The sequence below is a fragment of the Pseudomonas frederiksbergensis genome, from assembly GCF_003732665.1.
GTDB lineage: Bacteria > Pseudomonadota > Gammaproteobacteria > Pseudomonadales > Pseudomonadaceae > Aquipseudomonas > Aquipseudomonas frederiksbergensis_G.
Map to the genome: position 1 here is coordinate 126,494 of NZ_MOBP01000005.1, position 25,885 is coordinate 152,378.

General features: G+C 61.1%; 25 protein-coding genes. 17 read left to right on the forward strand and 8 right to left on the reverse strand.

Features of this window, described 5'->3' with window-relative positions; translation table 11 throughout:
* Positions 1–3 precede the first annotated feature (3 nt).
* The 3 genes from BK665_RS08370 to exaC form a co-directional block, all read right to left on the reverse strand.
* Positions 4–1,398 (reverse strand): ethanolamine ammonia-lyase subunit EutB, encoded by a 1,395-nt coding sequence (locus BK665_RS08370; RefSeq protein ID WP_123404514.1) that lies wholly within the window; start codon positions 1,396–1,398, stop codon positions 4–6.
* Between the two features lie 201 nt (positions 1,399–1,599).
* Entirely contained in the window at positions 1,600–2,970 is a 1,371-nt protein-coding gene (eat, locus tag BK665_RS08375; RefSeq protein WP_123404516.1) for an ethanolamine permease, read from the reverse strand.
* 209 nt (positions 2,971–3,179) lie between these two features.
* Positions 3,180–4,700 carry an acetaldehyde dehydrogenase ExaC gene (gene exaC, locus BK665_RS08380; RefSeq protein WP_123404518.1) on the reverse strand — a complete coding sequence of 507 codons (1,521 nt, stop codon included), beginning with the start codon at positions 4,698–4,700 and terminating at the stop codon, positions 3,180–3,182.
* 313 nt (positions 4,701–5,013) lie between these two features.
* On the opposite strand from exaC, the gene BK665_RS08385 reads away from it, so the two are divergent.
* From BK665_RS08385 to BK665_RS08400, 4 genes are all read left to right on the forward strand, one after another.
* Entirely contained in the window at positions 5,014–6,927 is a 1,914-nt protein-coding gene (locus tag BK665_RS08385; protein WP_123404519.1) for a sigma-54-dependent Fis family transcriptional regulator, read from the forward strand.
* Positions 6,928–7,085: 158 nt separating this feature from the next.
* Positions 7,086–8,435 carry a UDP-N-acetylmuramate:L-alanyl-gamma-D-glutamyl-meso-diaminopimelate ligase gene (gene mpl / locus BK665_RS08390; RefSeq protein ID WP_123404521.1) on the forward strand — a complete coding sequence of 450 codons (1,350 nt, stop codon included), beginning with the start codon at positions 7,086–7,088 and terminating at the stop codon, positions 8,433–8,435.
* Positions 8,432–9,079 carry a flavin prenyltransferase UbiX gene (gene ubiX / locus BK665_RS08395; RefSeq protein ID WP_123404523.1) on the forward strand — a complete coding sequence of 216 codons (648 nt, stop codon included), beginning with the start codon at positions 8,432–8,434 and terminating at the stop codon, positions 9,077–9,079. Before mpl ends, ubiX begins: the two co-directional genes overlap by 4 nt.
* Positions 9,072–9,356, forward strand: coding sequence for a YceK/YidQ family lipoprotein (locus tag BK665_RS08400; RefSeq protein WP_123404525.1), 285 nt, complete (start codon positions 9,072–9,074; stop codon positions 9,354–9,356). The genes ubiX and BK665_RS08400 overlap by 8 nt, the downstream gene beginning before the upstream one ends.
* A gap of 127 nt (positions 9,357–9,483) precedes the next feature.
* Here BK665_RS08400 and BK665_RS08405 read toward each other — a convergent pair whose 3' ends face one another.
* The 3 genes from BK665_RS08405 to BK665_RS08415 all read right to left on the reverse strand — a co-directional run bounded on the left by BK665_RS08405 (position 9,484) and on the right by BK665_RS08415 (position 12,429).
* A complete protein-coding gene (locus BK665_RS08405; RefSeq protein ID WP_123404527.1) occupies positions 9,484–10,125 on the reverse strand; it encodes an oxidoreductase in 642 nt (213 codons plus the stop codon).
* Positions 10,126–10,152: 27 nt separating this feature from the next.
* Positions 10,153–11,871 carry a C13 family peptidase gene (locus BK665_RS08410; protein WP_123404529.1) on the reverse strand — a complete coding sequence of 573 codons (1,719 nt, stop codon included), beginning with the start codon at positions 11,869–11,871 and terminating at the stop codon, positions 10,153–10,155.
* Between the two features lie 102 nt (positions 11,872–11,973).
* A complete protein-coding gene (locus BK665_RS08415; protein ID WP_123404531.1) occupies positions 11,974–12,429 on the reverse strand; it encodes a MaoC family dehydratase in 456 nt (151 codons plus the stop codon).
* Between the two features lie 198 nt (positions 12,430–12,627).
* Between BK665_RS08415 and BK665_RS08420 the strand changes: the two genes are divergently transcribed.
* The 5 genes from BK665_RS08420 to BK665_RS08440 all read left to right on the forward strand — a co-directional run bounded on the left by BK665_RS08420 (position 12,628) and on the right by BK665_RS08440 (position 15,268).
* On the forward strand, positions 12,628–12,990 hold the full coding sequence (locus BK665_RS08420) for a CidA/LrgA family protein (protein WP_123404533.1): 363 nt from the start codon (positions 12,628–12,630) through the stop codon (positions 12,988–12,990).
* On the forward strand, positions 12,987–13,703 hold the full coding sequence (locus tag BK665_RS08425) for an LrgB family protein (RefSeq protein ID WP_123404534.1): 717 nt from the start codon (positions 12,987–12,989) through the stop codon (positions 13,701–13,703). Before BK665_RS08420 ends, BK665_RS08425 begins: the two co-directional genes overlap by 4 nt.
* 10 nt (positions 13,704–13,713) lie before the next feature.
* Positions 13,714–14,304, forward strand: a complete 591-nt coding sequence (locus tag BK665_RS08430) for an LON peptidase substrate-binding domain-containing protein (RefSeq protein ID WP_054616727.1) — start codon at positions 13,714–13,716, stop codon at positions 14,302–14,304.
* Between the two features lie 113 nt (positions 14,305–14,417).
* A complete protein-coding gene (locus BK665_RS08435) occupies positions 14,418–14,633 on the forward strand; it encodes a hypothetical protein (RefSeq protein WP_123404536.1) in 216 nt (71 codons plus the stop codon).
* Positions 14,634–14,689: 56 nt separating this feature from the next.
* Entirely contained in the window at positions 14,690–15,268 is a 579-nt protein-coding gene (locus BK665_RS08440; protein ID WP_123404538.1) for a hypothetical protein, read from the forward strand.
* 46 nt (positions 15,269–15,314) lie between these two features.
* On the opposite strand, the gene BK665_RS08445 is transcribed toward BK665_RS08440, so the two are convergent.
* Together BK665_RS08445 and BK665_RS08450 are read right to left on the reverse strand one after the other, a co-directional pair.
* Positions 15,315–16,631, reverse strand: coding sequence for a bifunctional DedA family/phosphatase PAP2 family protein (locus BK665_RS08445; protein ID WP_123404540.1), 1,317 nt, complete (start codon positions 16,629–16,631; stop codon positions 15,315–15,317).
* A 150-nt stretch (positions 16,632–16,781) separates the two neighbouring features.
* The gene (locus tag BK665_RS08450) at positions 16,782–17,480 is read right to left on the reverse strand and encodes a DNA-3-methyladenine glycosylase (RefSeq protein WP_123404542.1); all 699 of its coding nucleotides are present in this window, start codon (positions 17,478–17,480) and stop codon (positions 16,782–16,784) included.
* A gap of 176 nt (positions 17,481–17,656) precedes the next feature.
* Here BK665_RS08450 and BK665_RS08455 point away from each other — a divergent pair, with 176 nt between their 5' ends.
* The 8 genes from BK665_RS08455 (at position 17,657) to BK665_RS08490 (ending at position 25,741) form a co-directional block, all read left to right on the forward strand.
* Positions 17,657–18,928, forward strand: coding sequence for a glutamate-5-semialdehyde dehydrogenase (locus tag BK665_RS08455; protein WP_123404544.1), 1,272 nt, complete (start codon positions 17,657–17,659; stop codon positions 18,926–18,928).
* Position 18,929: 1 nt separating this feature from the next.
* Positions 18,930–19,619 (forward strand): nicotinate-nucleotide adenylyltransferase, encoded by a 690-nt coding sequence (nadD, locus tag BK665_RS08460; protein WP_123404546.1) that lies wholly within the window; start codon positions 18,930–18,932, stop codon positions 19,617–19,619.
* Positions 19,620–19,693: 74 nt separating this feature from the next.
* Positions 19,694–20,188 carry a ribosome silencing factor gene (gene rsfS / locus BK665_RS08465; RefSeq protein WP_123404548.1) on the forward strand — a complete coding sequence of 165 codons (495 nt, stop codon included), beginning with the start codon at positions 19,694–19,696 and terminating at the stop codon, positions 20,186–20,188.
* 9 nt (positions 20,189–20,197) lie between these two features.
* Positions 20,198–20,665 (forward strand): 23S rRNA (pseudouridine(1915)-N(3))-methyltransferase RlmH, encoded by a 468-nt coding sequence (gene rlmH, locus BK665_RS08470; RefSeq protein ID WP_007937439.1) that lies wholly within the window; start codon positions 20,198–20,200, stop codon positions 20,663–20,665.
* Between the two features lie 10 nt (positions 20,666–20,675).
* A complete protein-coding gene (gene mrdA / locus BK665_RS08475) occupies positions 20,676–22,571 on the forward strand; it encodes a penicillin-binding protein 2 (protein ID WP_123404550.1) in 1,896 nt (631 codons plus the stop codon).
* 31 nt (positions 22,572–22,602) lie between these two features.
* The gene (gene rodA / locus BK665_RS08480; protein WP_166656017.1) at positions 22,603–23,706 is read left to right on the forward strand and encodes a rod shape-determining protein RodA; all 1,104 of its coding nucleotides are present in this window, start codon (positions 22,603–22,605) and stop codon (positions 23,704–23,706) included.
* A 17-nt stretch (positions 23,707–23,723) separates the two neighbouring features.
* Entirely contained in the window at positions 23,724–24,731 is a 1,008-nt protein-coding gene (mltB, locus tag BK665_RS08485) for a lytic murein transglycosylase B (protein ID WP_123404555.1), read from the forward strand.
* The gene (locus BK665_RS08490) at positions 24,731–25,741 is read left to right on the forward strand and encodes a septal ring lytic transglycosylase RlpA family protein (protein WP_123404557.1); all 1,011 of its coding nucleotides are present in this window, start codon (positions 24,731–24,733) and stop codon (positions 25,739–25,741) included. Before mltB ends, BK665_RS08490 begins: the two co-directional genes overlap by 1 nt.
* Positions 25,742–25,885: the final 144 nt, after the last annotated feature.

Consider the following 25,885-nt stretch of genomic DNA (forward strand, 5'->3'; position numbering starts at 1 on the left):
CACTCATCCCAATTGCGCCAGGGCCTGGCGAAAGGCCGGCGGCAGGTTGTTGCCGAAGTGAACCTTGCCGTCGGCCTGGGTAAAGATGCCCATGTTCGCCAGCCATTGTTCGAACTCCGGCGCCGGTTTCAAGCCCAGGGTTTGCCGGGCGTAGAGGGCGTCGTGGAACGAAGTGGTCTGGTAGTTGAGCATGATGTCGTCGGAGCCGGGGATGCCCATGATGAAGTTGATCCCGGCCACGCCCAGCAAGGTCAGCAGGGTGTCCATGTCGTCCTGGTCGGCTTCGGCGTGGTTGGTGTAGCAGATGTCGCAACCCATGGGTACGCCCAGCAGCTTGCCGCAGAAGTGGTCTTCGAGGCCGGCGCGGATGATCTGTTTGCCGTTGTAGAGGTATTCCGGGCCGATAAATCCTACGACGGTGTTCACCAAAAACGGTTTGAAATGTCGCGCCACGGCGTAGGCCCGAGTCTCGCAGGTCTGTTGATCAATGCCGTGGTGGGCGTTGGCTGACAGCGCGCTGCCTTGGCCGGTTTCGAAATACATCAGGTTTTGCCCGAGGGTGCCGCGATTCAGGCTCAAACCGGCGTCGTAGCCTTCCTGCAATACGTTGAGGTTGATGCCGAAACTGGCGTTGGCCGCTTCGGTGCCGGCGATCGATTGGAACACCAGGTCCAGAGGCACGCCCCGGTTCACCGCTTCGATGGAGGTGGTGACGTGGGTCAGCACGCAGGCCTGGGTCGGGATGTCGTAGCGCTGGATGATCGCGTCGAGCATTTCCAGCATGGCGCAGATCGAGGCGATGCTGTCGGTGGCCGGGTTGATGCCGATCATCGCGTCGCCGTTGCCGTACAGCAGACCGTCGAGAATGCTCGCGGCGATGCCGGCGGGTTCGTCGGTCGGGTGGTTGGGTTGCAGGCGTGTGGATAAGCGCCCGCGCAGGCCCATGGTGCCGCGAAATTGCGTGACCACGCGGATCTTCTGCGCCACCAGCACCAGGTCCTGCACGCGCATGATCTTCGACACGGCGGCGGCCATTTCCGGCGTCAGGCCGGGGGCGAGGGCGCGCAGGCTCTGTTCGTCGGCGGCATCGCTGAGCAGCCAGTCGCGAAACCCGCCGACGGTGAGGTGGCTGACCACGGCGAAGGCTTGTTTGTCGTGAGTGTCGATGATCAGCCGGGTGACTTCATCGGCCTCGTAGGGAATCAGTACTTCCTGTAGGAAATGGCTCAGCGGGATGTCGGCCAACGCCATTTGCGCGGCCACCCGCTCGCCATCGTTGAGGGCGGCAACACCGGCCAGGAAGTCCCCGGAACGCGCCGGGCTGGCCTTGGCCATGACGTCCTTGAGGCTGTCGAAACGGTAGGTCTGGGCGCCGACGGAATGGGCAAATGCGGCCATGGGACGGGGTCCTCCTGATTCAATAAGTCACTCAATACACCACCTAATCCCCTGTGGGAGGGGGCTTGCTCGCGAAAGCGGTGTCAATCGACATCAATGGTGCATGTCCGATCGTCTTCGCGAGCAAGCCCGCTCCCACATTGGATCTCGGTGCACTTCGATGTGGCAGGCGCCGGGCAACCCGCCCGGCACCGGTGCAACTCAGATACCTTCGAGCATAGCGTCTGCCGGCGCGTCGGCGCGCTGCTTGGCGGTCAACTGGAAGTACAGATAACCCGCCGCCATGAACCCGAGGAACACCAGGCCAATCACCGTGTTGAACCACGCCATCGCCACCAGACACACCACCGCCAGGAACAACGCAATCCCCGGCACGACCGGGTAGCCCGGGGCGCGGAAGGTGCGTTCCAGGTTCGGCTCGGTTTTGCGCAGTTTGAACAGGCTGAGCATGCTGATGATGTACATCACGATGGCGCCGAACACCGACATGGTGATCATCGCCGCAGTCAGGGTCATGCCTTGCAGGTTGACCAGGCCATCGCTGTAGATTGCGGCGATACCGATCACGCCACCGGCCAGGATCGCCCGGTGCGGGGTCTGGAAACGCGAGAGTTTGGCCAGGCCTTTAGGCAGATAACCGGCGCGGGCCAGGGCGAAGAACTGCCGCGAATAACCCAAAATGATCCCGTGGAAACTCGCCACCAGACCGAACAGACCGATCCAGACCAGCATGTGCATCCAGCTCGAATTGTTACCGACCACGGCTTTCATCGCCTGGGGCAGCGGGTCGTTGATGTTCGACAGTTGACGCCAGTCGCCGACGCCGCCGGCCATCACCATCACGCCGATAGCGAGGAAGACGAGGGTCAGAATGCCGCTGACGTAAGCCTTGGGAATCGTGCGTTTCGGGTCCTTGGCTTCTTCGGCGGCCATGGCTGCGCCTTCAATGGCCAGGAAAAACCAGATCGCAAAGGGGATCGCCGCAAAGATCCCGGGGATCGAGGCCATGGTGAATTCGTTGGAGCCCGACCAGCCGTTGAGCACGAAGTTGCTGAAGCTGAAGCCCGGCGCGACCACGCCCATGAACACCAACAATTCGGCGACCGCGAGCACGGTGACTACCAGTTCAAACGTCGCGGCGATGCTGACGCCGAGGATGTTGAGGGTCATGAACACGAAATACGCGCCGACCGCCGCAATCTTCGGGTCCAGTTCCGGGTACTGCACGTTGAGATACGCGCCGATGGCCATGGCAATTGCCGGTGGCGCAAAAACGAATTCGATCAGGGTGGCGATGCCGGCGATCAATCCGCCCTTCTCGCCAAAGGCCCGTCGGCTGTAGGCAAACGGCCCGCCCGCGTGGGGAATCGCAGTGGTCAGTTCGGTGAAACTGAAGATGAAGCAGGTGTACATCGTCGCCACCATCAGGGCGGTGACGAGGAAACCCAATGTGCCTGCGGTGCCCCAGCCGTAACTCCAGCCGAAGTACTCGCCGGAAATCACCAGGCCGACGGCAATGCCCCATAAGTGCAGGGTGCCGAGTGTGGGTTTGAGCTGTGTAGTAGAAGTCATAAGTCCTCTCTATTTTTTATTGTTTGATCGGTTGGACTTTCAGGTATGGCGGTTACAGCGGGCACGCAAAGCCCGTGCCAGAGGGGCAGGGCGATGTTTTGCGGTGTGATTGAGGACGCCTTCGCTGGCAAGCCATGCTCCTACAGGTATTGCACGATCTGTAGGAGCGAGGCTTGCCCGCGAAAGCCGTTACGCGGTATCGCGTCGAGTTAGAAGAAGCCCAACGGATTGATGTCGTAGCTCACCAGCAGGTTTTTGGTCTGCTGATAATGGTCGAGCATCATCTTGTGGGTTTCACGCCCGACGCCGGACTTTTTGTAACCACCGAACGCGGCATGCGCCGGGTACAGGTGATAGCAGTTGGTCCACACACGACCGGCCTTGATGGCGCGGCCCATGCGGTAGGCGCGGTTGATGTCGCGGGTCCAGAGGCCGGCGCCCAGGCCGAACTCGGTGTCGTTGGCGATGGCCAGGGCTTCGGCTTCATCCTTGAACGTGGTGATGCTCACCACCGGGCCAAAGATTTCTTCCTGGAACACACGCATTTTGTTGGTGCCCTTGAGCAGGGTCGGCTGGATGTAATACCCGGTCGCCAGGTTGCCCTCGAGTTTTTCCACCTTGCCGCCGGTCAGCAGCTCCGCGCCTTCGCCCTTGGCGATTTCCAGGTACGAAAGGATTTTGTCGAATTGCTGCTCGGACGCCTGGGCGCCGACCATAGTGTCGGTGTCCAGTGGGTCGCCACGTTTGATCGACAGGACTTTCTTCATCACCACTTTCATGAAGTCGTCGTAGATCGATTCCTGAACCAATGCGCGGGACGGGCAGGTGCAGACTTCGCCCTGGTTGAAGAAAGCCAGCACCAAGCCTTCAGCGGCTTTTTCGATGAAGGTTTCTTCGGCTTGCATGATGTCGGCGAAGAAGATGTTCGGCGACTTGCCACCCAGCTCCACGGTGGACGGAATAATGTTTTCGGCGGCGGCGTGCATGATGTGCGAGCCAACCGGGGTCGAACCTGTAAACGCGATCTTGGCGATGCGTTTGCTGGTGACCAGGGCTTCGCCGGCTTCTTTGCCGAACCCTTGCACCACGTTCAGTACGCCGGGTGGCAGCAGGTCGCCGATCAGTTCCATCAGCACGGTGATGCCCAGCGGAGTTTGCTCGGCAGGCTTGAGCACCACGCAGTTACCGGCGGCCAGGGCCGGGGCGAGTTTCCACGCGGCCATCAGGATCGGGAAGTTCCACGGGATGATCTGCCCGACCACGCCCAGGGGTTCATGGATGTGATAAGCCACGGTATTGCCGTCGATCTCGGCGGCGCTGCCTTCCTGGGCGCGGATGCAACCGGCGAAGTAGCGGAAGTGATCCGCCGCCAGCGGGATGTCGGCGTTGAGGGTTTCGCGAACGGCTTTGCCGTTGTCCCAGGATTCGGTGATCGCCAGCAGTTCCAGGTTCTGCTCGATGCGGTCGGCGATTTTCAGCAGCACCAGCGAGCGCGCCTGGGCGGACGTGGCGCCCCAGGCATCGGCAGCGGCGTGGGCAGCGTCCAGGGCTTTGTCGATGTCTTCGGCCGTGGAGCGTGGGAATTCGGCAATCGGTTGGCCATTTACTGGCGAAGTATTGGTGAAGTACTGACCTTTGACAGGCGCGACGAACTCGCCGCCGATGTAGTTACCGTATTTGCTCTTGAACGAAACGATAGCGCCTTCAGTACCGGGGTGAGCGTAACGCATGGTGAGTTCTCCTTGGCTTTGTACTTATTAGAGAGACGCGCATGTGCGCTTGCTATAAGCGTAGAGCAAAGGTTGGGCCACTGCCTTGCAGGGCAGGCAAATCAAAGCCTTGCGCGGTTTGTGTCGGACAGGCGGACGGCGGCTGTGACGGATTCGGTACAGCCTGGGTGACAGTTTGTACCGCTTGTGGCACAGCCTGTGACGGGGTGGTCTTGCCAGCATTGCAAAGCACGCCGACGTGGAGGATGCTCGACCTCAACGCGCTCTGTAGGCGTTGCAGGGTTCGTGGACACCTTTCGGGGAATAATAAGAAATGCACGACAACCATTTGAGTCGCCATGCCCGGCAAGTCCTGACCGTTACCCAGGGCAAGTCGCACCTGCACGGCCCTGGCAGTGATCCGTCGATTGCCCGTTCCTGGCTGCGTTGTCTTGAGGACTATCACCTCGACCCGGCCCTGACCATGGCGCCGACGGTGCTGGAACACGGTCGCGTGCTCGAAAGCCGCGAACGCTTGCAGCAAGTGCTGCACATCGCCGGCAACGAAATGACCAGCCTGCACCAGCAACTCTCCGGCGCCGGTCATGCGGTGCTGCTGACCGACGCCCGTGGCGTGATCCTCAACTGCGTCACTGCCCCCGCCGAAAGGAAGATTTTCGAACGTGCCGGGCTCTGGCTCGGCGCCGACTGGAGCGAGGCCTGCGAAGGCACCAACGGCATCGGCACCTGCCTGGTGGAACGGCAGGCGCTGACCATTCACCAGGACGAACACTTTCGGGGCCGCCACACCGGCCTGACCTGCTCAGCGAGCCCGGTATTTGATCCGCACGGCGAACTGCTGGCGGTGCTCGACGTGTCCTCGGCCCGGCATGACGTCTCGCGCCAGAGCCAGTTCCACACCATGGCCCTGGTCAACCTCTCGGCGAAGATGATCGAGAGCTGTTATTTCCTGCGTTACTTCGACAATCAATGGTTGCTGCGTTTTCACTTGCAGGCCGAGTCCGTCGGGCTGTTCAGCGAAGGGCTGCTGGCGTTTGACGGGGAAGGGCGGATCAGTGCGGTCAACCAGAGCGCACTGAACCTGCTGGGGCACATTCGCGGCGGGCTGCTGGGTAAACCTGTGGAAGCGTTTTTCGATTGCTCGCTGGATGAGTTGCTCGGCCGAGCGAGTGTGAATGCCAGCGCCAGTTGGCCGCTGCGCACCCGCGATGGGCGCAATCTGTTTGCTCTGTTGCGGGGGCAGCCGCGCAGTATTCCGGTGCCGGTGGTGCAAAGTCCGAGGGTGGCGGAGCGCCCGCGTCTGTCCGGCATCTGCCTGGGCGATGTCGCGTTGCAGGAGGATTTCCGCAAGTCCCTGCGCGTGTTCGAGCGGGACGTGCCGCTGCTGATCAATGGCGAAACCGGTTCCGGCAAGGAAGCCTTCGCCAAAGCTGTGCACCAGGCCAGCCTGCGGGCGGAGAAGTCCTTCGTGGCCCTCAACTGCGCGGCCATCCCGGAAAGCCTGATCGAAAGCGAACTGTTCGGCTATCGCGGCGGCAGTTTCACCGGCGCGCGCAAGGAAGGCATGCGCGGCAAATTGCAGCAGGCCGATGGCGGCACGCTGTTCCTCGATGAAATCGGCGACATGCCCCTGGCGTTGCAGACTCGTCTATTAAGGGTGCTGGAGGATCGCCAGGTTGTGCCGATTGGCGGGGAACCGGAGTCGGTGAACGTCAGAATAATCAGCGCCACCCACCGGAATTTGCTGGATCGGGTGCAGGACGGCAGTTTCCGCGAGGATTTGTACTACCGGCTCAATGGCCTGGAAGTGGCCTTGCCGGCCTTGCGCGACCGTAGCGATAAATCCCAGTTGCTGGATTTCCTGCTGGCGGAAGAGGCGGGCGGGGAAACGGTGTTGATTGATCAGCCAGCGCGGGAAGCTTTGCTCGGTTTCGCCTGGCCGGGGAATGTGCGGCAGTTGCGCAATGTGCTGCGCACCTTGGCGGCGTTGTGTGATGGCGGGCGAATCGGGCTTGAGGATTTGCCGGCGATGATTCGCCAGGCTCGGCCGGTGGTTGCGCAGGTGATGGAAGAACCGTCCGAGCATCCGCTGGAAGATGCCGAGCGGTTGGCGTTGTTGAATGCGTTGGAGCAGCAGCGCTGGCACATGACGCATACGGCTGAGCAACTGGGGGTCAGTCGCAATACGCTTTACAGGAAGCTGCGTAAGCACGGGATTGAGCGCTAAATCGCGTCGCGGCCATTCGCGAGCAAGCCCGCTCCCACATTGGAATGCGTTCCCCTGGGGGAGCGGGCTTGCTCGCGAAGGCGTCCGTAAGACCTAAACACAAGGTGCGAATTTCCCCACCCTACGCTAACCTGCGGCCATGTTTTACGAGGTCGACTATGCACATTCATATTCTTGGTATCTGCGGCACTTTCATGGGCTCGATGGCGGTTCTGGCCAAAGAGCTGGGCCATCACGTGACGGGCTCCGATGCCAACGTCTATCCGCCGATGAGTACTCAGCTTGAGGCTCAGGGCATTCAGTTGACCCAAGGCTACGATCCCGCCCAACTCGATCCGGCTCCGGACCTGGTGGTGATCGGCAATGCCATGTCTCGCGGCAACCCGGCCGTCGAGTATGTCCTGAACAAAGGCCTGCCTTACGTTTCCGGCCCGCAATGGCTGGCCGAACACGTACTGCGCGGCCGCTGGGTGTTGGCGGTTGCTGGCACTCACGGCAAGACCACCACCAGCAGCATGCTCGCCTGGGTGCTGGAACATGCGGGCATGAGCCCGGGTTTCCTGATCGGCGGTGTGCCGCAGAATTTCTCGGTGTCCGCTCGTCTGGGCGGCACGCCGTTCTTCGTGATCGAAGCCGATGAATATGACAGCGCGTTTTTCGACAAACGCTCCAAGTTCGTCCATTACGGCCCGCGCACGGCGATTCTGAACAATCTTGAGTTCGATCACGCCGACATCTTCCCCGATCTCCCGGCCATCGAGCGTCAGTTCCACCATTTGGTGCGGACCATTCCGAGCGAAGGCCTGGTGATCCATCCGACCACCGAGCCGGCACTGCAACGTGTGATCGAAATGGGCTGCTGGACCCCGGTGCAAACCACCGGTGCCGGCGGCCAGTGGCAGGTCAAGTTGCTGAGCGACGACGGATCGAAGTTTGAAGTGATGTTCGAAGGCGTCGCCCAAGGCGTGGTCGAGTGGGACATGACCGGCCAGCACAACGTGGCCAACGCCCTGGCCACTTTGGCAGCGGCGCGGCATGTCGGTGTCGTGCCGTCGATGGGCATCGCGGCGTTGAGCGCGTTCAAAAGCGTGAAGCGCCGGATGGAGGTCGTTGCGCAAGTGCGCGGCATCACCATCTACGACGACTTCGCCCACCACCCGACCGCCATCGCCACCACCCTCGATGGCTTGCGCAAGAAGATCGGTGACGCGCCGTTGATCGCGATCATCGAGCCGCGTTCCAATTCCATGAAGCTCGGCGCGCACCGTGACGGTTTGCCGGAAAGCGTGGTCGATGCCGATCAGGTGATCTGGTACGCGCCGGCCAACCTTGGCTGGGATCTGGCGGGGACAGCGGCGGCGTGCACCGTGCCGTCGATCGTCAGCGATTCCCTGGAAGGCATCATTGAGCGCGTGAAGAGCCAGGCCCAACCCGGCACCCATGTGGTGATCATGAGCAACGGCGGCTTCGGCGGCCTGCACGGCAAACTCGCTGAGGCGCTGCAATGAACACTTTTGCTCAGAGCGGCGGCCCGGAACGCATCACGCTGGCCATGACCGGCGCGTCCGGCGCCCAGTACGGTTTGCGCCTGCTCGATTGCCTGATCCGCGAAGACCGCGAGGTGCATTTCCTGATCTCCAAGGCTGCGCAACTGGTGATGGCCACTGAGACTGATGTCACGTTGCCGCCCAAGCCGCAAACCATGCAGGCCTTCCTTACCGAATACACCGGCGCGGCGGCGGGGCAGATCAAGGTGTATGGCAAGGAAGACTGGATGTCGCCGGTGGCCTCGGGCTCCGGCGCGCCAGCGGCGATGGTGGTGGTGCCGTGTTCCACCGGGACCTTGTCGGCCATCGCCACCGGTGCCTGCAACAACCTGATCGAGCGCGCCGCCGACGTGACCTTGAAGGAGCGCCGCCAGTTGATTCTGGTGCCGCGCGAGGCGCCGTACTCGAGCATTCATCTGGAGCACATGCTCAAGTTGTCGAACATGGGCGTGACCATCCTGCCGGCCTCGCCGGGGTTTTATCACCAGCCACAGACCATCGACGACCTGATCGACTTTGTGGTGGCGCGGATTCTCAATCTGCTGAACATTCCCCAAGACATGCTGCCGCGTTGGGGCGAACACCATTTGAGCAGCGATGAATAAGCTGCTGGTGGTGGTGCTGGCGCTGCAACTGGCCGGCTGCGCCACTGCGCGCACGCTCGATGCCGCCAAGCCGGGGGCGCCGGTGGTGTATTCGGGGACGCGGCTGGATTTGTACGCGATGAATGGCGGGTGCTGTGCCAAGGATCGTTTTGGTGCTGAAGCGCCGAGCTATCCCGGGGTGGATTTGCCGGGCAGTGCGTTGCTCGACACGCTGTTGTTGCCGCTGTCGTTACTGACGGTGATTGGCGTGAGCTTTCAGGCGACGGGCGGGTTGTAGCGTTCGGGCTTGAATCGGTGTCGCGCCTTTCGCGAGCAAGCCCGCTCCCACATTGGATCTGTTAACGACACAGATTCAATGTGGGAGCGGGCTTGCTCGCGAAGGCGTCCGAACAGACACCAAAGGGTCATTTACCGAGCTTACGCAACTCATCCGACTCAACCACCCGCACCCCATCCTGCTCTTCCAGCGCCAGGCGCCACATGGCGCGGGCCAGTTGGCAGGCTTCGATGCCGTGGTATTTGCCGGGGATCAGGCGCGACAATGGCCCGGCGAATTGCTCGGTCAAGCGCGGTTCGAGACGCTCGCCCAGCAGCAGCGAAGGTCGGCAAATGGTTAGCTGCGGCCAGTCCTGGGCACGCAATGCGTATTCCATTTCGCCTTTGACCCGGTTGTAGAAAATCGGGGATCGGCGATCAGCCCCCAGGGCACTGATGACGATCAGGTGCCGCGCACCCATTTCCCGCGCCCGTTTGGCAAACGCCACCACCATGTCCAGGTCTACGGCGCGAAACGCTGCTTCGGAGCCCGCCTGCTTGATTGTGGTGCCAAGGCAGCAGTAGGCGATGTCGACGCGACCGTTCAATTGCGGCAGGAACACCGCCGGGTCGCCGACCGGGTTTTCCAAGTGAGGATGTTCGGCCAGTGGCCGGCGAGAGGGGGCCAATACCCGCGTGATCGTTGGTTCGCTGAGCAGGCGGTCAAGCAAATGTTCGCCGGTTAATCCAGTAGCTCCGGCAAGCAGTACATGCTGAGGCGTCAAGTACATAGTGTTTCCCCCTTGATACTGTTCAGCTTAGTTGAGCTTGGCATCCTTGCTGCTGATAGCAGCACTTTGTAATGCTTTTCGTGCTTGCTGCTTGCGCAACAACTGCCAGTGGGCGAGCACGGTTTTCGGCGCCCAGATTTGCGGCTCGGAGGCTTCGAAGTTATCCGCCAGCTCGCGCTCGGCCACAGTGGCCTTGGCCAGTTTGAAGGCCTGCTCCAGGTCGTCGGTCTGGTTCAGCGCCTGGGCGAACAGCGCGTCGCCGAAGTAGGTGAAGTTGGCTTCCTCCGAACAACCGAAGGACACCCGGTCCGCCCGCGATGCGGTCATGATCAGGGTGCGTTCGTCCTTCAACGCCGGGATGAAGCCACCGGAATAGCAGGAAGAGATGACAATAATCTTGTCGCGATTCTTCAATGGCGCCAGGACGGCTGACAGTTCGTCGGCCGGCAGGTCGGCCAGTTCCATGCGCGGCTGGTCGAGCACCAGTTCGTGTTCGCTGGTGCCGTGGCTGGTCAGGTAGATGAACAGCAAGTCTTCCGGGCCACTGCGTTCGGCCAGGGTCTGGACGGCGCGGCGCAGGTTCTCCCGGGTGGCCATCGGCCGGTCGGCGAGGTGCTCGCGATGGTTGACCAGGCGAATCTGGCCAAACGCGCCGAAGCGGCTGGCGAGCATGTTGGCCACATAGTCGGACTCGCGCAGGAACACGCTCTGCTTGCCGTCGCCACCGAGGGTCAGGGTGTACAGCTCCACCGCCGGGGTCGAGGCGGGGACGGCGGCGAGCACTTCGTCGAGCAAGCGGCCCTGGGCCAGCAAGCCGAGTTCCAGCGTGTCAGGCAGTAACTTGCCGTCGGCATCGCGCACGCGCTGGCCATTGATCCAGGTGCCGCTGAGCACGGTGCCATCGGTCAGCACCAGGGTGCCGCGCCCGGAATAACTGTCGCTGTCGAAACCGCCGACGTAGAAGCTGCCATCCGCCAGGTTCAAGCGCCCCGGCCCGCTGAAGCGCCAATCGACGAACTGACCGATGTAGTGGCTGCCGTCGGTGCCGATCAGTTCGCCCTTGCCGGTGAGCGCGCCTTCCTTGAACTGGCCGATCCAGACATCGCCATCGGCGTTTTCGTAGCGGCCCTTGCCGTTGAGCTGGTTGTCCTTGAAACCACCGACATAGATGTCGCCGTCGGCGCTGTTGAACGTGCCGTTGCCTTCCAGTTGCCCGTCGACGAAATGCCCGCTGAACTGATTGCCGCTGGCATCGCCGCGCTGGCCTTCGCCGTTGGGCTTGCCGTGGGCGAACTGGCCTTGATAGGTGCTGCCGTCATCGAGTTCGAGACGACCGAGCCCCGAATACTGATCGGCCTTGAACTCACCGCGGTAAGTCATGCCGTTTTCTTTGAGGGTGCCTTCGCCATCGCGCCGGCCCAGCTTGAAGCCGCCGGTGTAGCTGCTGCCATTGGTGGTCAGCGAACCCTGGCCATCGAACAGCCCTTGCTGGAACTGCCCGCGATAGACCTCGCCGTTGCTGCCGTGCCATTCGCCCTGGCCATGCCACTGACCTTTGTCGAACTGCCCGGCGTACCAACTGCCATTGGGGTAGTCGATGCGGCCCTGGCCCTGCAACAACCCGTCGACCAGATCCCCGCGATAGCGTCCGCCGTCCGGCAGGCGGGCGTCAGGGGACAACAGCGATTCACCATCGCCACAAGCGGTGAGCATCAGGGTCAAAGCGAGGAGTGCAAGTGAGCGCATAGCGGGATCCGGGCAATTAGGCGACCGAGTATGCCGCAGCTATGTGTCGTATATATAGAGAAGGTCGCGAAACAGCGTGCGCTGCTTCGCATCCAGGATGGTTTACACGAAGCAGAGGGACAGCGGTTCGGCGATGTACGCCGGTTTGTCCGAGCCTTCTATCTCAAGGGTGGCGGTGGCTTTGAGCAGCCACTGGCCGGGTTTTTTCTCGGTGACTTCGGTCAGGTCGACCTTGAGCCGTACTTTCGAGTTGACCTTGACCGGCTGGATGAAACGCACGCTGTCGAGGCCGTAATTGACCACCATCTTCAAGCCTTGCGGCAGGATCAGGATGTCTTCCATCAGTTTGGGGATCAGCGACAGCGACAGGAAACCGTGGGCAATGGTGCTGCCAAATGGCGTTTGCGCGGCTTTGACCGGGTCGACGTGAATGAACTGATAATCCCCGGTGGCTTCGGCGAACAGGTTGATGCGCTCCTGATCGATGGTGAGCCATTCGGAACGTCCAAGTTCCTTGCCGACATAATCTTTGAGCTCTGCAACGGGAACATAGGGCATTGAGACTCTCCTTGGGTTCATCGGATTTATAGTTTTTCGAGTGGGGGGATTTGACCTCCCTGCGAACCACTTTAGATCAACATGGCAAATTGCTCCGGTCAACTGACCATGCTTTTGGCGAATGCCGGTCTATAGCGTCGGCGTGCTTATAATGCCCGGCCCCTTTTTGCCGGGGACAACGCGTGGGGAGATTGCTGGATGTTGTTACGTGGCCTGACCTGGCTGGTGCTGTTCCAATTGCTGGGCACAGCCATCAACCACCTGATTTTGCCGGTACTGCCGGGGCCGATCATTGGCCTGCTGTTGATGCTGGTGTTCCTGATTTGCCGTGGTGAGGTCGGCGAGCCGCTGAACCTGGCCGCCGGCAGTTTGCTGCGTTATCTGCCGTTGCTGCTGGTGCCGCCGGCGGTGGGCGTGATGGTGTATGCCAAGGACATTGCCGCCGACTTCTGGGCCATCACCGGCGCACTGGTGTTGTCGCTGGTGCTGTCGATGGCCTTCGCCGGGGTGCTGATGCAACGCCTGATCAAGCGCCATGCCCATCGCGGGGACGGCCAATGAACCTCGATTGGCAAGGCGCGCTCGATTCGGTGATCCACCATCCGCTGTTCGGCATAGGCATCACCCTGGGCGCTTATCAACTGGTGCTCGCGGCGTTCGAGAAGACCCGCTGGATCTTCCTGCAACCGGTGCTGGTTTCGATGCTGCTGGTGATCGGCGTGTTGGTGGGCTGCGGTCTGACTTACGCCGAGTACCGCAAGAGCACTGAGATCCTCAGCATCTTGCTGGGGCCGGCTACCGTTGCGCTGGCGGTGCCGCTCTACTTGAATCTGCGACGGATTCGGCAGTTGTTCTGGCCGATATTTACTACGCTGGTGATAGGCGGCGCGGTCGCCACCGGCATGGGCGTGCTGCTGGGCTGGTGGTTCGGGGCCGAACATATGATCCTGATGACCATGGCGCCCAAATCCGTGACGTCGCCGATTGCCATGTTGGTGGCCGAGCAGATCGGTGGTGTGGCGGCGCTGGCGGCGGTGTTCGTGTTGATTACCGGCGTGATCGGCGCGATCTTCGGCCCGAGCCTTTTGACCCGGCTCGGTGTCCACAGTCCTGAGGCCCGGGGCATGGCGCTGGGAATGACCGCCCATGCGGTCGGCACTTCTGTGGCGTTGCAGGAAAGTGAAGAGTGCGGCGCCTTCGCGGCGCTGGCGATGAGTCTGATGGGCGTGGCGACAGCGGTGTTCCTGCCGTTGGCCGTGTCGATGATGGTGTAAGGAAATGTCTATGAGCTTGCCGCTTTTTCCGCTGAACACGGTGCTGTTCCCCGGTTGCATCCTCGACTTGCAGATTTTCGAGGCGCGCTACCTGGACATGATCAGCCGCTGCATGAAACAGGGCAGTGGCTTCGGCGTGGTGTGCATCCTCGACGGCGAGGAAGTCGGCATCGCCCCGGCGGGCTATGCGCTGGTGGGCTGCGAAGCCTTGATCACCGACTTCAAGCAGCAGGACAACGGCCTGCTGGGGATTCGGGTGCAGGGTGGGCGGCGTTTCCATGTCTTGCGCTCCGAAGTGCAGCGCGATCACCTGACCATCGCCGACGTCGAGTGGCTGGAAGACGAACCGGAACAGCCGCTGCAGGATGAAGACGCCGACCTGGTCGCCCTGCTCAAGGCCCTGGCCGAACATCCGATGGTCGAAGCGCTGAACATGGGCACCGAAGCCACCGGCCAGCAATCATTGGCCAATCAGTTGGCGTACCTGCTGCCGTTTGCCGAGGTGGATAAGATCGACTTGCTGCAACTTGATGATCCACAGCAACGGCTGGATGCTATTCAGGCGTTGCTGGATGAGTTGCAGGGCGAGTTGTTCGCCTAGTTGTACTTTGAATTATCTTGGTTGTTTTGCCAGCATTGTCATCGCGCTATCGGTCCTTTAGTTTTAAGTTGCTCACGTGCAGTGGGCAACTTATCAAACACAAGGATGTGGTAATGATTATTTATGAAGATGAGTGGGCTTTTTGGGATGATATTGCTGCTCGGTACTTGTTAAAGCATGCGGCAACTGATCACAACGTCAATCATGTTATTGAGGGCGCTGGTTTTTATGCCGATTCGATGGTGCTTGAACGCCGCAAACGCAAACGCGCCAAGTTGCCTGTCACAAGTGTGTCTGATGGTGCAGGCGTGGCGGTCGTGAACGGCTAGAACATCTCCGGTATTTAATTAAGCAGCGTCCAATCTAATAACAGTCAGGTGGTTGTATGTCTCTCGAAAATAATAATGATGCATTCATGGCAAATCTTTATGTCGACGGGTTGCCGTTGGTCCTTAATCAACAGCGTCTGAAGCGGCGACTGCAAGACCCGCGCATTACCAGGCGCGAGCGCTTGGATGTGGAGGTCGCGCTCGCAGACAGGGATGGCACCAGTTTTGTCACCTTGGCCGATCATGAAGATGACAAACCATTGTTGTTCAAGTTTGCCTTGCAGGGCGACAAGTACGCTGTGACGGCGGTCCTGCGGGGAATGTATGACGGCTGGCGTTTAAAGATAGAAGCCAATACCCATCATTTGTCAGTGAGTGATAGCGCGGCCAGCAATTTGTTTTCAATCAGCAAGCATGGTGCGCCAAGAGCGAGGTTGGAACATCTCGGTGCTGGGCCTTCCTATATACAACTCGTCAGTGAGCGCAATGGGCGGGCATTGTATAAGGCTGAGGAGGCAGGGAGAAAATATTTCATGGATGTAGATCCCAATACCACGGTCCACAACGCATTTAACAACGCGCCAGTAGCGTTTGTGCTGAAGATTGTCGATAAGTTGGTGCCCGCCGCAAAGTGAAAGCGCGCCATCGACAGTGATCGTCGATGGCGCCATTGACGATCAACTAATACGCGTATCTCAACATCATGTGCGGCAAATGCCGCAACGCAAAGAAGGCAAACAACGCCAGCAACGACGGCAGCACCAGCCACCAGACTTTGGGCGGCATGGGGTTGAGCGGTGTCTGGCGTTGACTCAGCCACAGGCTCGCCGCACAGACACACGCCGCCAGCATCGCGCCTGCCAGCACGTCGGTCGGCCAATGCGCGCCCAAATAGACCCGCGACAACGCAATCGCCAATGCCGGCAAGCAGCCCAGCAGCAGCCATGTCAGGCGCATACGCGGCGGTTGCCCGCGCCCGGCCAGGACGGCGATGGCCAGGAACAGCGCAAAGGAGCCAGAGGCGTGGCCGCTGGGCATGCTGTAACTGGTCAGTGGGTCGCTCAGCACTTCCGGGCGCATTCGGCCGAAAAAGTGCTTGGTCACGGTATTGCCCAACGCGGTGAACAACAGCGCGCCGCCGGCGAAAATTGCCTGGCGCCATTGCCGGGTGAGCAACAGCAAACCCGTCAGCAGAGCGCTGAACACCAGCATGTTGCGGAACTCACCGATCAACGTGAAGGTGACCGCTACTTCATCGAGCATCGGGCTGCGATGTTCCTGCACCAGGGTCATCAAGCCCTGGTCGAGGGCGGTCAGGTGTGGGTAGCCGATAAATAGCCCGATCAGAATCACCAGGCCGAGGCCGGCAATATAGGCGGTCGCGTGGCGATGACGGCGCAGGCTGCTGGTGACGCTCAAGCCGATCATTGCCGCAATGCTACCGGCGACAATCCCGGCTTCTGGCCAAAAACCTTCCGGCAAAGGCAAGCGAATCGCCGCCCCGGTGGCCCAACCGGGCAGCAAGTACGCGACGCTCCAGCCGGCGGCGGCCAGCAGGCTGACAGCGGCGAAACGGGGGAAGGGCATGTCGAACATCCCGGCGACCATCGGCAGCATTGGCCTTAACGGTCCGATGAAGCGCCCGACCAACAGGCTGGCGATCCCATAGCGCTGGAAATACGACTCGGCCCCGGCAATCCATTCCGGGTGATGACGCAGGCCGGGCAGGCGCCGGATGTTCTGGTGGAAATGTCGCCCGAGGAAGTAGGACACCACGTCACCCAGCAAGCCACCGAGGAAGCCCAGCAACAGGGTTTCACCCAGCGACAGCGCACCACTGCCGGCCAACACCGCCACGGCAAACAGCAACACCGTGCCCGGTACGATCAACCCGGCAATCGCCAGGCATTCCACACAGGCCACGATAAACACGGCGGCGGCCAGCCACTGCGGATTGACGGTCAACCAGCCGGTGATGCTATCGAGCCATGGGCCCATACCTACAACTCCCTCAAATAAAGACAACCATCTTCAAAACTCCACCAATCCCCTGTAGGAGCGAGCCTGCTCGCGAAGAGGGAGTGTCAGCCAACATCATTGAATCTGACACTCCGCTTTCGCGAGCAAGCCCGCTCCCACACTGGATCTTCAGCAAACCATCAAATAATCGCGACCTTCGACCTGCCCCCGGCGCAGCGGGTTCCGCGTGCAATACGGCGCATACGCGGCATCGACGAAGCGGTACATCAGGTGTTCATCCCGGCCATGGGGAATGCCCAGGCGCGTGGTTTGAATAATGTGGGCGGGGGCCGGGCCGATGTCTTCCACCAGCAGCACTTCATGATCAAAGCGCTTGGCGTCCCAGACCGGCACCTTCAACCCCAGGGCTTTGCACAATAACGTCTGGCCGGCACAGAGTTTCTGCGACGGTCGCGGCCGGCCATTGGCATCGGGATTGTTCAGCAGCATCTGCGCCAGGCTCGCCGGTCCGCTCAATTCATCGACCCACGGGTAGGCGGATTTGATCAGCACCGCGTTGCCCGGCCCTTGGGCGCTGAAATTCAGGGAATCGCCGCCACGGGCGTAATACATATAGATGTGGCCGCCATCCAGAAACAAAGCCTTACGCTTTTCTGTGTAGCCGAGGGACGCATGGCTGCCTTTCTCTTCGCAGTAATAGGCTTCGGTTTCGATGATCCGGGCGCTGAGCCACAGATTGCCGACCCGGTGACGGATGACTTTGCCGAGTAACTCTCGGGCCAGAATTTGTGCGTCGCGATCGAAAAAAGCGTCCGGCAGCGCCTTGGGCCGCGTCTCAAGAGGGGCACGAACAGTCAGATTGGACATGATGAACGGCGTTTATCAGGGCTGAATGAGCGCCGATGATAACAATTTGCAGCTTAATCACGGCTGAACGTCGGCAAATTGCCCTCCATTTCGACCATCCGCCCGTCACCGCTGTTAGTCCTAGGACGCGACAGCTATAATCTGCCGCTTTCATCTTTGCCAAGACCCCATCAGACATGACTGAGTCCGTCCTCGACTACATGACCCGCCTGGGTCGCGCTGCCCGCGAAGCGTCGCGCATTATCGGCCGTGCCAGCACTGCGCAGAAAAACCGCGCCTTGCAGGCTGCCGCCAATGCGCTGGACGCCGCACGCGGCGAGTTGACGGCCGCCAATGAACTGGACCTGGCCGCCGGTCGGGCGACTGGGCTTGAAGCTGCGTTGCTGGAACGCCTGGCGCTGACTCCGGCGCGCATCGACGGCATGATCGTCGGCCTGCGTCAGGTCGCGGCCCTGCCGGATCCGGTGGGCGCGATCCGCGACATGAGTTTCCGTCCATCCGGCATCCAGGTCGGCAAGATGCGCGTGCCGTTGGGCGTGATCGGCATCATCTACGAATCCCGGCCGAACGTGACCATCGACGCCGCCAGCCTGTGCCTGAAGTCCGGTAACGCGACCATCCTGCGCGGCGGCTCCGAAGCCATTCATTCCAACCGTGCCATTGCTGCCTGCATCCAGCGCGGTTTGGCCGAAGCCGAGCTGCCGGCCGCCGTGGTGCAAGTGGTCGAAACCACCGACCGTGCCGCCGTCGGCGCACTGATCACCATGCCCGAATATGTTGACGTGATCGTGCCGCGTGGCGGCAAAGGCCTGATCGAGCGGGTCAGCCGCGACGCCCGTGTACCCGTGATCAAGCACCTGGACGGCATCTGCCACGTCTACGTCAGTGCCCACGCCGATCTGCCGAAAGCCCAGCGCATCGCCTTCAACGCCAAGACTTACCGCTATGGCATCTGCGGCGCGATGGAAACGCTGCTGGTGGACGAAAGCGTTGCCAAAGATTTCCTGCCGTCGATGGCGGCCCAGTTCCGCGAAAAAGGCGTCGAGCTGCGTGGTTGCGAGCGGACTCGGGCGATCATCGCCGCTGTTGCCGCGACTGAAGACGACTGGTCCACCGAATACCTGGCACCGATTCTGTCGATCCGCGTGGTCGACGGGCTGGACCAGGCCATCGAACACATCAACACGTACGGCTCCCATCACACCGATTCGATCGTCAGCGAAAACCTCGCCGACACCCGGCGTTTCGTGGCCGAAGTCGACTCGTCTTCGGTGATGATCAACACCCCGACTTGCTTCGCCGATGGCTTTGAATACGGATTGGGTGCCGAGATTGGCATTTCTACTGATAAGCTGCACGCCCGCGGCCCGGTGGGCCTCGAAGGTCTGACCTGCGAGAAGTACATCGTGGTCGGTGATGGCCAGTTGCGCGGACAGGAGTCGGTCTGACTTGGGCGACCTCGACCCGTCAGCCCCGGTTACTGCCGGCGAGGCTGGGCCTCGACGCATTGGCGTGCTGGGCGGCACCTTCGACCCGGTGCACATCGGCCATTTGCGCGGTGCACTGGAAGTCGCTGAATCATTGGGCCTCGATGAGCTGCGCCTGACACCCAGTGCCAGGCCGCCCCATCGGGATACGCCGCAGGTGTCGGCCAAGGATCGCCTGGCGATGGTCGAGTGCGCGGTGGCCGGTGTGGCGCCGTTGGTGGTGGACGCCCGCGAATTGCAGCGGGACAAACCGTCCTACACTATCGATACCCTGGAATTGATGCGTGCCGAAATGGCTGCGGATACCCAGGTTTTTCTACTTTTGGGCTGGGACGCATTTTGCGGCCTGCCCACTTGGCATCGCTGGGAAGAGTTGCTCCAGCATTGCCACATCCTGGTGCTGCAACGCCCGGATGCCGACAGCGAACCGCCGGATGCCTTGCGCAATCTGTTGGCGGCACGCTCGGTGAGCGACCCGCTGGCCCTCAAAGGGCCGAGCGGACAGATTGCATTCGTCTGGCAGACGCCGCTCGCGGTATCCGCCACCCAGATCCGTCAACTGCTGGCCAGCGGTAAGTCGGTACGTTTCCTGGTGCCCGACGCGGTCCTGGCCTACATCGATGCGCACGGTCTGTACCGTGCGTCGAACTGAAAAAAAGGGCAGGTTTCAAGGCACGCAATGACGTGTATTGAAACGCCCGAACATATGAGCAAAACGAGTTTTATATGACGAACAAAGACGTAACTAAAGTAAAGCGCAAAGGCACGTTCAAGAGCGCCCCGCTGCCTGAGCCGGTCCTCACCACCGAGCCCCTGAAGGGTGATGAGCTGGTCAAGATTGCCGTAGCCGCCCTGGAAGACGTGAAGGGCCAGGACATCCAGGTCATCGACGTTCGCGAAAAGCAGAGCATCACGGACTACATGATCATCGCAACCGGTACTTCGAACCGCCAGATCGGCGCGATGCTGGACAAGGTCCGCGAAGCCGTCAAAGCCCTGGGCGTCAAGCCACTGGGTGAAGAAGGCAAGGGCGACAGCGACTGGGTTCTGCTGGATATGGACGATGTGATCGTGCACATGATGACCGCTTCGGCGCGTCAGTTTTACGACCTCGAGCGTCTGTGGTCCGGTGCCGAGCAGAGCCGTGCGCTGAACGCGGCTCACCACAGCCCGGAAAACACCCACGAGCATTTCATCAAGCTCAACAAAGACCAGCAGTAAGGGACCGCTGTGCGACTGCGACTGATCGCCGTCGGTTCACGCATGCCCAAGTGGGTGGAAGAAGGCTGGCATGAATATGCCAAGCGTCTTCCGTCCGAGCTGGCGCTGGAACTGGTGGAAATACCGCTCAACACCCGTGGCAAGAACGCCGACGTGGCGCGCTTCATCCGTCAGGAAGGCGAAGCCATGCTGGCCAAGGTCGGGCCGAACGAGCGGGTTGTCACCCTCGAAGTCCACGGCAAGCCCTGGAGCACCGAGCAACTGGCGGTCGAACTCGATCGCTGGCGGCTGGACTCGCGCACGGTGAATTTCATGGTCGGCGGCCCCGAAGGGCTGGCGCCGGAAGTCTGTGCCCGGGCTGATCAGCGTTGGTCGTTGTCGCCGTTGACGTTGCCGCACCCGCTGGTGCGGATTCTGATCGGCGAACAGTTGTATCGTGCCTGGACAGTCCTGTCCGGCCACCCTTACCACAAGTAGCTCTGCCCCCATGTCCCAGCCGATCCGCATCAAGGACCACGAAAAAGACGCCCGTCTGGTGCGTGGCCGCGTCGTGTTCGGGGCAATTGCGGTGGTGGCGCTGATTTGCGTGCTGATCGCGCGGCTGTATTACCTTCAGGTGATTCAGTACGAGTACCACTCGACCCTGTCGGAAAACAACCGCGTCCACGTACAGCCGATTCCGCCGACCCGCGGGTTGATCTTCGACCGCAATGGCGTGGTGGTGGCCGACAACCGGCCCAGCTTCAGCCTGAGCATGACCCGCGAGCGCTCCGGCGACTGGCAGCAAGTGCTCGACGTAATCGTCCAGGTGCTGGAGCTGACCCCCGAGGACCGGGGAATCTTCGAGAAACGCATGAAGCAGGGGCGCCGGCCATTCGAGCCGGTGCCGATCCTGTTCGAGCTGACCGAAGAGCAAATTGCCCGGATCGCGGTGAATCAGTTCCGGTTGCCGGGTGTGGAAGTGGTCGCGCAGTTGGTGCGGCATTACCCGCAGGGCGCGCACTTTGCGCATTCCGTGGGCTACATGGGCCGGATCAACGAGAAAGAGCTCAAGACGCTGGACCCGGTCGGTTACAGCGGTACTCATCAAATTGGCAAGACCGGCATCGAGCGTTTCTACGAGCCCGAGCTGCACGGCCAGGTGGGTTACGAAGAAGTCGAGACCAACGCTCGGGGCCGCGTATTGCGCGTGCTCAAGCGTACCGATCCGATTCCCGGCAAGGACATCGTCCTGAGCCTGGACATCAAATTGCAGGAAGCCGCCGAAGCGGCACTCGGCGGTCGCCGTGGCGCGGTGGTGGCGCTGGACCCGAACACCGGTGAAGTTCTGGCGATGGTCAGTGCGCCGAGTTTCGACCCGAACCTGTTCGTTACCGGCATCAGCTTCAAGGCCTATGCCGAGCTGCGGGATTCCATCGACCGGCCGCTGTTCAACCGCGTGCTGCGCGGCTTGTATCCGCCGGGCTCGACCATCAAGCCTGCAGTGGCGATTGCTGGCCTGGACTCGGGCGTAGTGACGGCCTCGACCCGGGTGTTCGACCCCGGCTACTACATGCTCCCCAACTACGATCACAAATACCGCAACTGGAACCGTACCGGCGACGGCTACGTGGACCTGGACACGGCGATCATGCGTTCCAACGACACCTACTTCTATGACCTGGCCCACAAGTTGGGCATCGACCGCTTGTCCTCGTACCTGGGCAAGTTCGGCATCGGCCAGAAGGTCTCGCTGGACATGTTCGAAGAATCGCCGGGGCTGATGCCGTCCCGGGAGTGGAAGCGCGCAACCCGGCGTCAGGCCTGGTTCCCGGGCGAAACCCTGATCCTCGGGATCGGCCAGGGCTACATGCAATCCACACCGCTGCAACTGGCGCAAGCCACGGCGCTGGTGGCCAACAAAGGCGTGTGGAACCGTCCGCATTTGGCCAAGACTGTCGAGGGCGAAAGGCCGAAGGATGAAAACCCGATGCCGGACATCGTTCTGCGCGATCCGTCCGACTGGACCAAGGTCAACCACGGCATGCAACAAGTGATGCACGGCGCTCGCGGTACGGCGCGCAAAGCGGCGATCGGTGCGCAATACCGGATCGCCGGCAAAAGTGGTACGGCTCAGGTGGTGGCGATCAAGCAGGGCGAGAAGTACGACCGCTCCAAGGTGCAGGAACGCCACCGCGACCACGCCTTGTTCGTCGGCTTCGCGCCGGCCGATAACCCGAAAATCGTGGTGTCGGTCATGGTCGAGAACGGCGAGTCCGGTTCCGGCGTCGCCGCGCCGGTGGTACGTCAAGTCATGGATGCCTGGCTCCTGGACCAGGATGGACGACTCAAACCTGAGTACGCCGGCCCTATCAGTGCGGAGGCTACGGCCCGTGAAGAGTAATTTCGATCGCATCCTCTCCAGTGAGGACGTGATGCGTCGCCGAGCGACGCTGTTGCAACGTCTACACATTGATGGTCCATTGCTGATCCTGCTGCTGACCCTCGCCGCCGGCAGCCTGTTCGTGCTGTATTCGGCCAGTGGCAAGAGCTGGGACCTGTTGGCCAAGCAAGCCACTTCGTTCGGCATCGGCCTGGTGTCGATGATCGTCATCGCCCAGTTCGAACCGCGTTTCATGGCCCGTTGGGTGCCGATCGGCTATGTGCTCGGCGTGTTGCTGCTGGTGGTGGTGGATGTCATGGGCCACAACGCCATGGGCGCCACGCGCTGGATCAACATTCCCGGGGTGATCCGCTTCCAGCCCTCGGAGTTCATGAAGATCCTGATGCCGGCGACCATCGCCTGGTATTTGTCCAAACGCACCTTGCCGCCGCAGCTCAAGCATGTGGGCGTCAGTCTGTTCCTGATCGGCTTGCCGTTTATCCTGATAGTGCGTCAGCCGGACCTCGGCACTTCGCTGCTGATCCTCGCCGGCGGTGCGTTCGTGCTGTTCATGGGCGGCCTGCGCTGGCGCTGGATCCTCAGCGTGATCGCCGCGGCAGTGCCGGTGGCGGTGGCGATGTGGTTCTTCATCATGCATGACTACCAGAAGCAGCGAATCCTGACCTTCCTCGATCCGGAAAGCGATCCGCTAGGCACGGGCTGGAACATCATCCAGTCCAAGGCGGCCATCGGTTCCGGCGGTGTGTTCGGCAAGGGCTGGCTGCTGGGCACCCAGTCGCACTTGGACTTCCTGCCGGAAAGCCACACCGACTTCATTATTGCGGTACTGGGCGAGGAATTCGGCCTGGTGGGCATTTGCGCGTTGCTGCTGATTTACCTGTTGTTGATCGGTCGCGGGCTGGTGATTACCGCCCAGGCCCAGACATTGTTCGGCAAATTGCTCGCGGGCAGCCTGACCATGACGTTTTTTGTTTACGTTTTCGTCAACATCGGTATGGTCAGTGGCCTGTTGCCGGTTGTGGGGGTGCCGTTGCCGTTCATTAGCTACGGAGGAACTTCGCTGGTGACGCTGCTGTCAGCGTTTGGGGTTTTGATGTCGATCCATACCCATCGTAAGTGGATCGCACAGGTTTGAATAAGGTGAAGATTTCAATGCAAGCAATGCATGGCTGGGCGACTCGATACGCGCCGTGGGTCGGCCTGGTAGGCATCCTTGGTACTGCGCAATCGCAGGCCGGCGATTACGAAGGCTCACCCCAGGTGGCCGAATTCGTCGGTGAAATGACCCGCGACTACGGCTTTGCCGGCGAACAGCTGATGGGCGTGTTCCGCGAAGCCGAGCGCAAACAGGCCATCCTCGACGCCATTTCCAAACCTGCCGAACGGGTCAAGCAGTGGAACGAATACCGCCCGATGTTCATCACCGACGCGCGCATCGCCCGTGGTGTGGACTTCTGGCGCCAGCATGAGGCGGTCCTGGCCCGTGCCGAGCAGGAATACGGCGTGCCGGCTCAGGTGATTGTCTCGATCATCGGCGTTGAAACCTTTTTCGGCCGCAATACCGGCAATTACCGGGTGATCGACGCGTTGTCGACCCTGGGTTTCGACTATCCTCCCCGTGCCGAATTCTTCCGCAAGGAATTGCGTGAATTCCTGTTGTTGGCCCGGGAAGAGCAGGTCGATCCGCTAACTCTCAAGGGCTCCTACGCCGGTGCGATGGGGCTGCCGCAGTTCATGCCGAGCAGTTTTCGCGCCTATGCGGTGGACTTCGACGGCGATGGCCACATTAATATCTGGAACAACCCGGACGATGCCATCGGCAGCGTCGCCAGCTATTTCAAGCGTCACGGCTGGGTCGCCGGCGAGCCTGTGGTCAGCCGCGCCGATGTGCGTGGCGATCAGGTGGATGCTGGTTTGACCACTGGTATCGAGCCGACGAAAACCGTCGGGGAGTTGCGGGCGTTGGGCTGGTCGAGTCATGATGCGCTGCGCGATGATATGCCGGTCACCGCTTTCCGCCTGGAAGGTGACAATGGCCCCGAATACTGGATGGGCCTGAAGAATTTTTACGCGATCACGCGTTATAACCGCAGCGTGATGTACGCCATGGCCGTACATCAACTGTCTGAACAGCTGGTCCAAGCACGGGGCGTCAAGTAATGCGGGCATTGCCTATGAATAAACCCCTGAAGCTGATGGCATTCGCCGCGTTGGCGGTGCTGGTCGCCAGTTGTTCGACCAGTCGTGCGCCGACCCAGAAGTCCAACACCGCCGTGCGCGCCACGCCAGGCCTGGACATCAACCGCGCCCACAAAGATGGCGCGCCGTGGTGGGACGTCGACGTCTCGCGCATTCCGGATGCCACGCCGACCCTGCACAGCGGTCCTTATAAAGCCAACCCGTACACCGTGCTGGGCAAGACCTACTTCCCGTTGCAAGACTCCAAGACTTACGTCGCCTCGGGCACGGCGTCGTGGTACGGCACCAAGTTCCACGGCCAGAACACCGCCAACGGTGAGGTGTATGACCTGTACGGCATGAGTGCTGCCCACAAGACCTTACCGCTGCCAAGTTACGTTCGGGTGACCAACCTGGACAACAACAAGAGCGTGGTCCTGCGGGTCAACGACCGTGGGCCGTTCTACTCGGACCGCATCATCGACTTGTCCTACGCCGCCGCCAAGAAGCTCGGCTACGCCGAAATCGGCACGGCGCGGGTCAAGGTCGAAGGCATCGACCCGCAACAGTGGTGGGCCGCCAAAGGCCGTCCGGCGCCTTTGATGCTCAACGAGCCTCAAGTAGCGCAAAATGCCGCGCCGACCATTACCGCTTCGGCGGGAACGGTCGAGCAATGGACACCACCGCCGCAACAGCACGCCACGGACACCGTGCCTGTGCAGGTTGCCGCAAAAAAAAACGCTTCTGTACCAGCCTCTGGCCAGTATCTGCAGGTGGGCGCGTTCGCCAACCCGGACGCTGCAGAACTCCTGAGATCGAAGTTGAGCGGGATGGTGAGCGCTCCGGTGTTCATCAGCTCGATCGTGCGCAACCAACAGACACTGCATCGGGTGCGCCTGGGGCCGATCGGTTCGCAGGGTGAAATCCAGCAAGTGCAGAACAGTGTGCGAATGGCCAATCTCGGTTCGCCGAGCCTGGTCACCGCCGAGTAACACGCAGTACTTGATTGACGGTTCGCTTGCGGTTTGGGGGGCGGACCGGGTTGTTGGCTCGTTAAGAACAAAAGCCCGGCAAGGGTTCTGAGTGAGCAACTGAACACGCGACAGCCCTTTAGAAGGTTGTCTGATTAGTTTTGC

Bases quoted from the DNA above. Each gene is read 5' to 3' on its own strand.
- BK665_RS08445 (WP_123404540.1), bottom strand. From the start codon at position 16,631: ATGGGCCCATGGCTCGATAGCATCACCGGCTGGTTGACCGTCAATCCG.
- BK665_RS08435 (WP_123404536.1), top strand. From the start codon at position 14,418: ATGATTATTTATGAAGATGAGTGGGCTTTTTGGGATGATATTGCTGCT.
- ubiX (WP_123404523.1), top strand. From the start codon at position 8,432: ATGAACACTTTTGCTCAGAGCGGCGGCCCGGAACGCATCACGCTGGCC.
- BK665_RS08425 (WP_123404534.1), top strand. From the start codon at position 12,987: ATGAACCTCGATTGGCAAGGCGCGCTCGATTCGGTGATCCACCATCCG.
- BK665_RS08490 (WP_123404557.1), top strand. From the start codon at position 24,731: ATGCGGGCATTGCCTATGAATAAACCCCTGAAGCTGATGGCATTCGCC.
- BK665_RS08370 (WP_123404514.1), bottom strand. From the start codon at position 1,398: ATGGCCGCATTTGCCCATTCCGTCGGCGCCCAGACCTACCGTTTCGAC.
- BK665_RS08400 (WP_123404525.1), top strand. From the start codon at position 9,072: ATGAATAAGCTGCTGGTGGTGGTGCTGGCGCTGCAACTGGCCGGCTGC.
- rsfS (WP_123404548.1), top strand. From the start codon at position 19,694: ATGACGAACAAAGACGTAACTAAAGTAAAGCGCAAAGGCACGTTCAAG.
- BK665_RS08405 (WP_123404527.1), bottom strand. From the start codon at position 10,125: ATGTACTTGACGCCTCAGCATGTACTGCTTGCCGGAGCTACTGGATTA.
- rodA (WP_166656017.1), top strand. From the start codon at position 22,603: ATGCGTCGCCGAGCGACGCTGTTGCAACGTCTACACATTGATGGTCCA.
- BK665_RS08415 (WP_123404531.1), bottom strand. From the start codon at position 12,429: ATGCCCTATGTTCCCGTTGCAGAGCTCAAAGATTATGTCGGCAAGGAA.
- BK665_RS08430 (WP_054616727.1), top strand. From the start codon at position 13,714: ATGAGCTTGCCGCTTTTTCCGCTGAACACGGTGCTGTTCCCCGGTTGC.
- exaC (WP_123404518.1), bottom strand. From the start codon at position 4,700: ATGCGTTACGCTCACCCCGGTACTGAAGGCGCTATCGTTTCGTTCAAG.
- mltB (WP_123404555.1), top strand. From the start codon at position 23,724: ATGCAAGCAATGCATGGCTGGGCGACTCGATACGCGCCGTGGGTCGGC.
- BK665_RS08455 (WP_123404544.1), top strand. From the start codon at position 17,657: ATGACTGAGTCCGTCCTCGACTACATGACCCGCCTGGGTCGCGCTGCC.
- mpl (WP_123404521.1), top strand. From the start codon at position 7,086: ATGCACATTCATATTCTTGGTATCTGCGGCACTTTCATGGGCTCGATG.
- BK665_RS08440 (WP_123404538.1), top strand. From the start codon at position 14,690: ATGTCTCTCGAAAATAATAATGATGCATTCATGGCAAATCTTTATGTC.
- BK665_RS08385 (WP_123404519.1), top strand. From the start codon at position 5,014: ATGCACGACAACCATTTGAGTCGCCATGCCCGGCAAGTCCTGACCGTT.
- eat (WP_123404516.1), bottom strand. From the start codon at position 2,970: ATGACTTCTACTACACAGCTCAAACCCACACTCGGCACCCTGCACTTA.
- BK665_RS08450 (WP_123404542.1), bottom strand. From the start codon at position 17,480: ATGTCCAATCTGACTGTTCGTGCCCCTCTTGAGACGCGGCCCAAGGCG.
- mrdA (WP_123404550.1), top strand. From the start codon at position 20,676: ATGTCCCAGCCGATCCGCATCAAGGACCACGAAAAAGACGCCCGTCTG.
- BK665_RS08410 (WP_123404529.1), bottom strand. From the start codon at position 11,871: ATGCGCTCACTTGCACTCCTCGCTTTGACCCTGATGCTCACCGCTTGT.
- BK665_RS08420 (WP_123404533.1), top strand. From the start codon at position 12,628: ATGTTGTTACGTGGCCTGACCTGGCTGGTGCTGTTCCAATTGCTGGGC.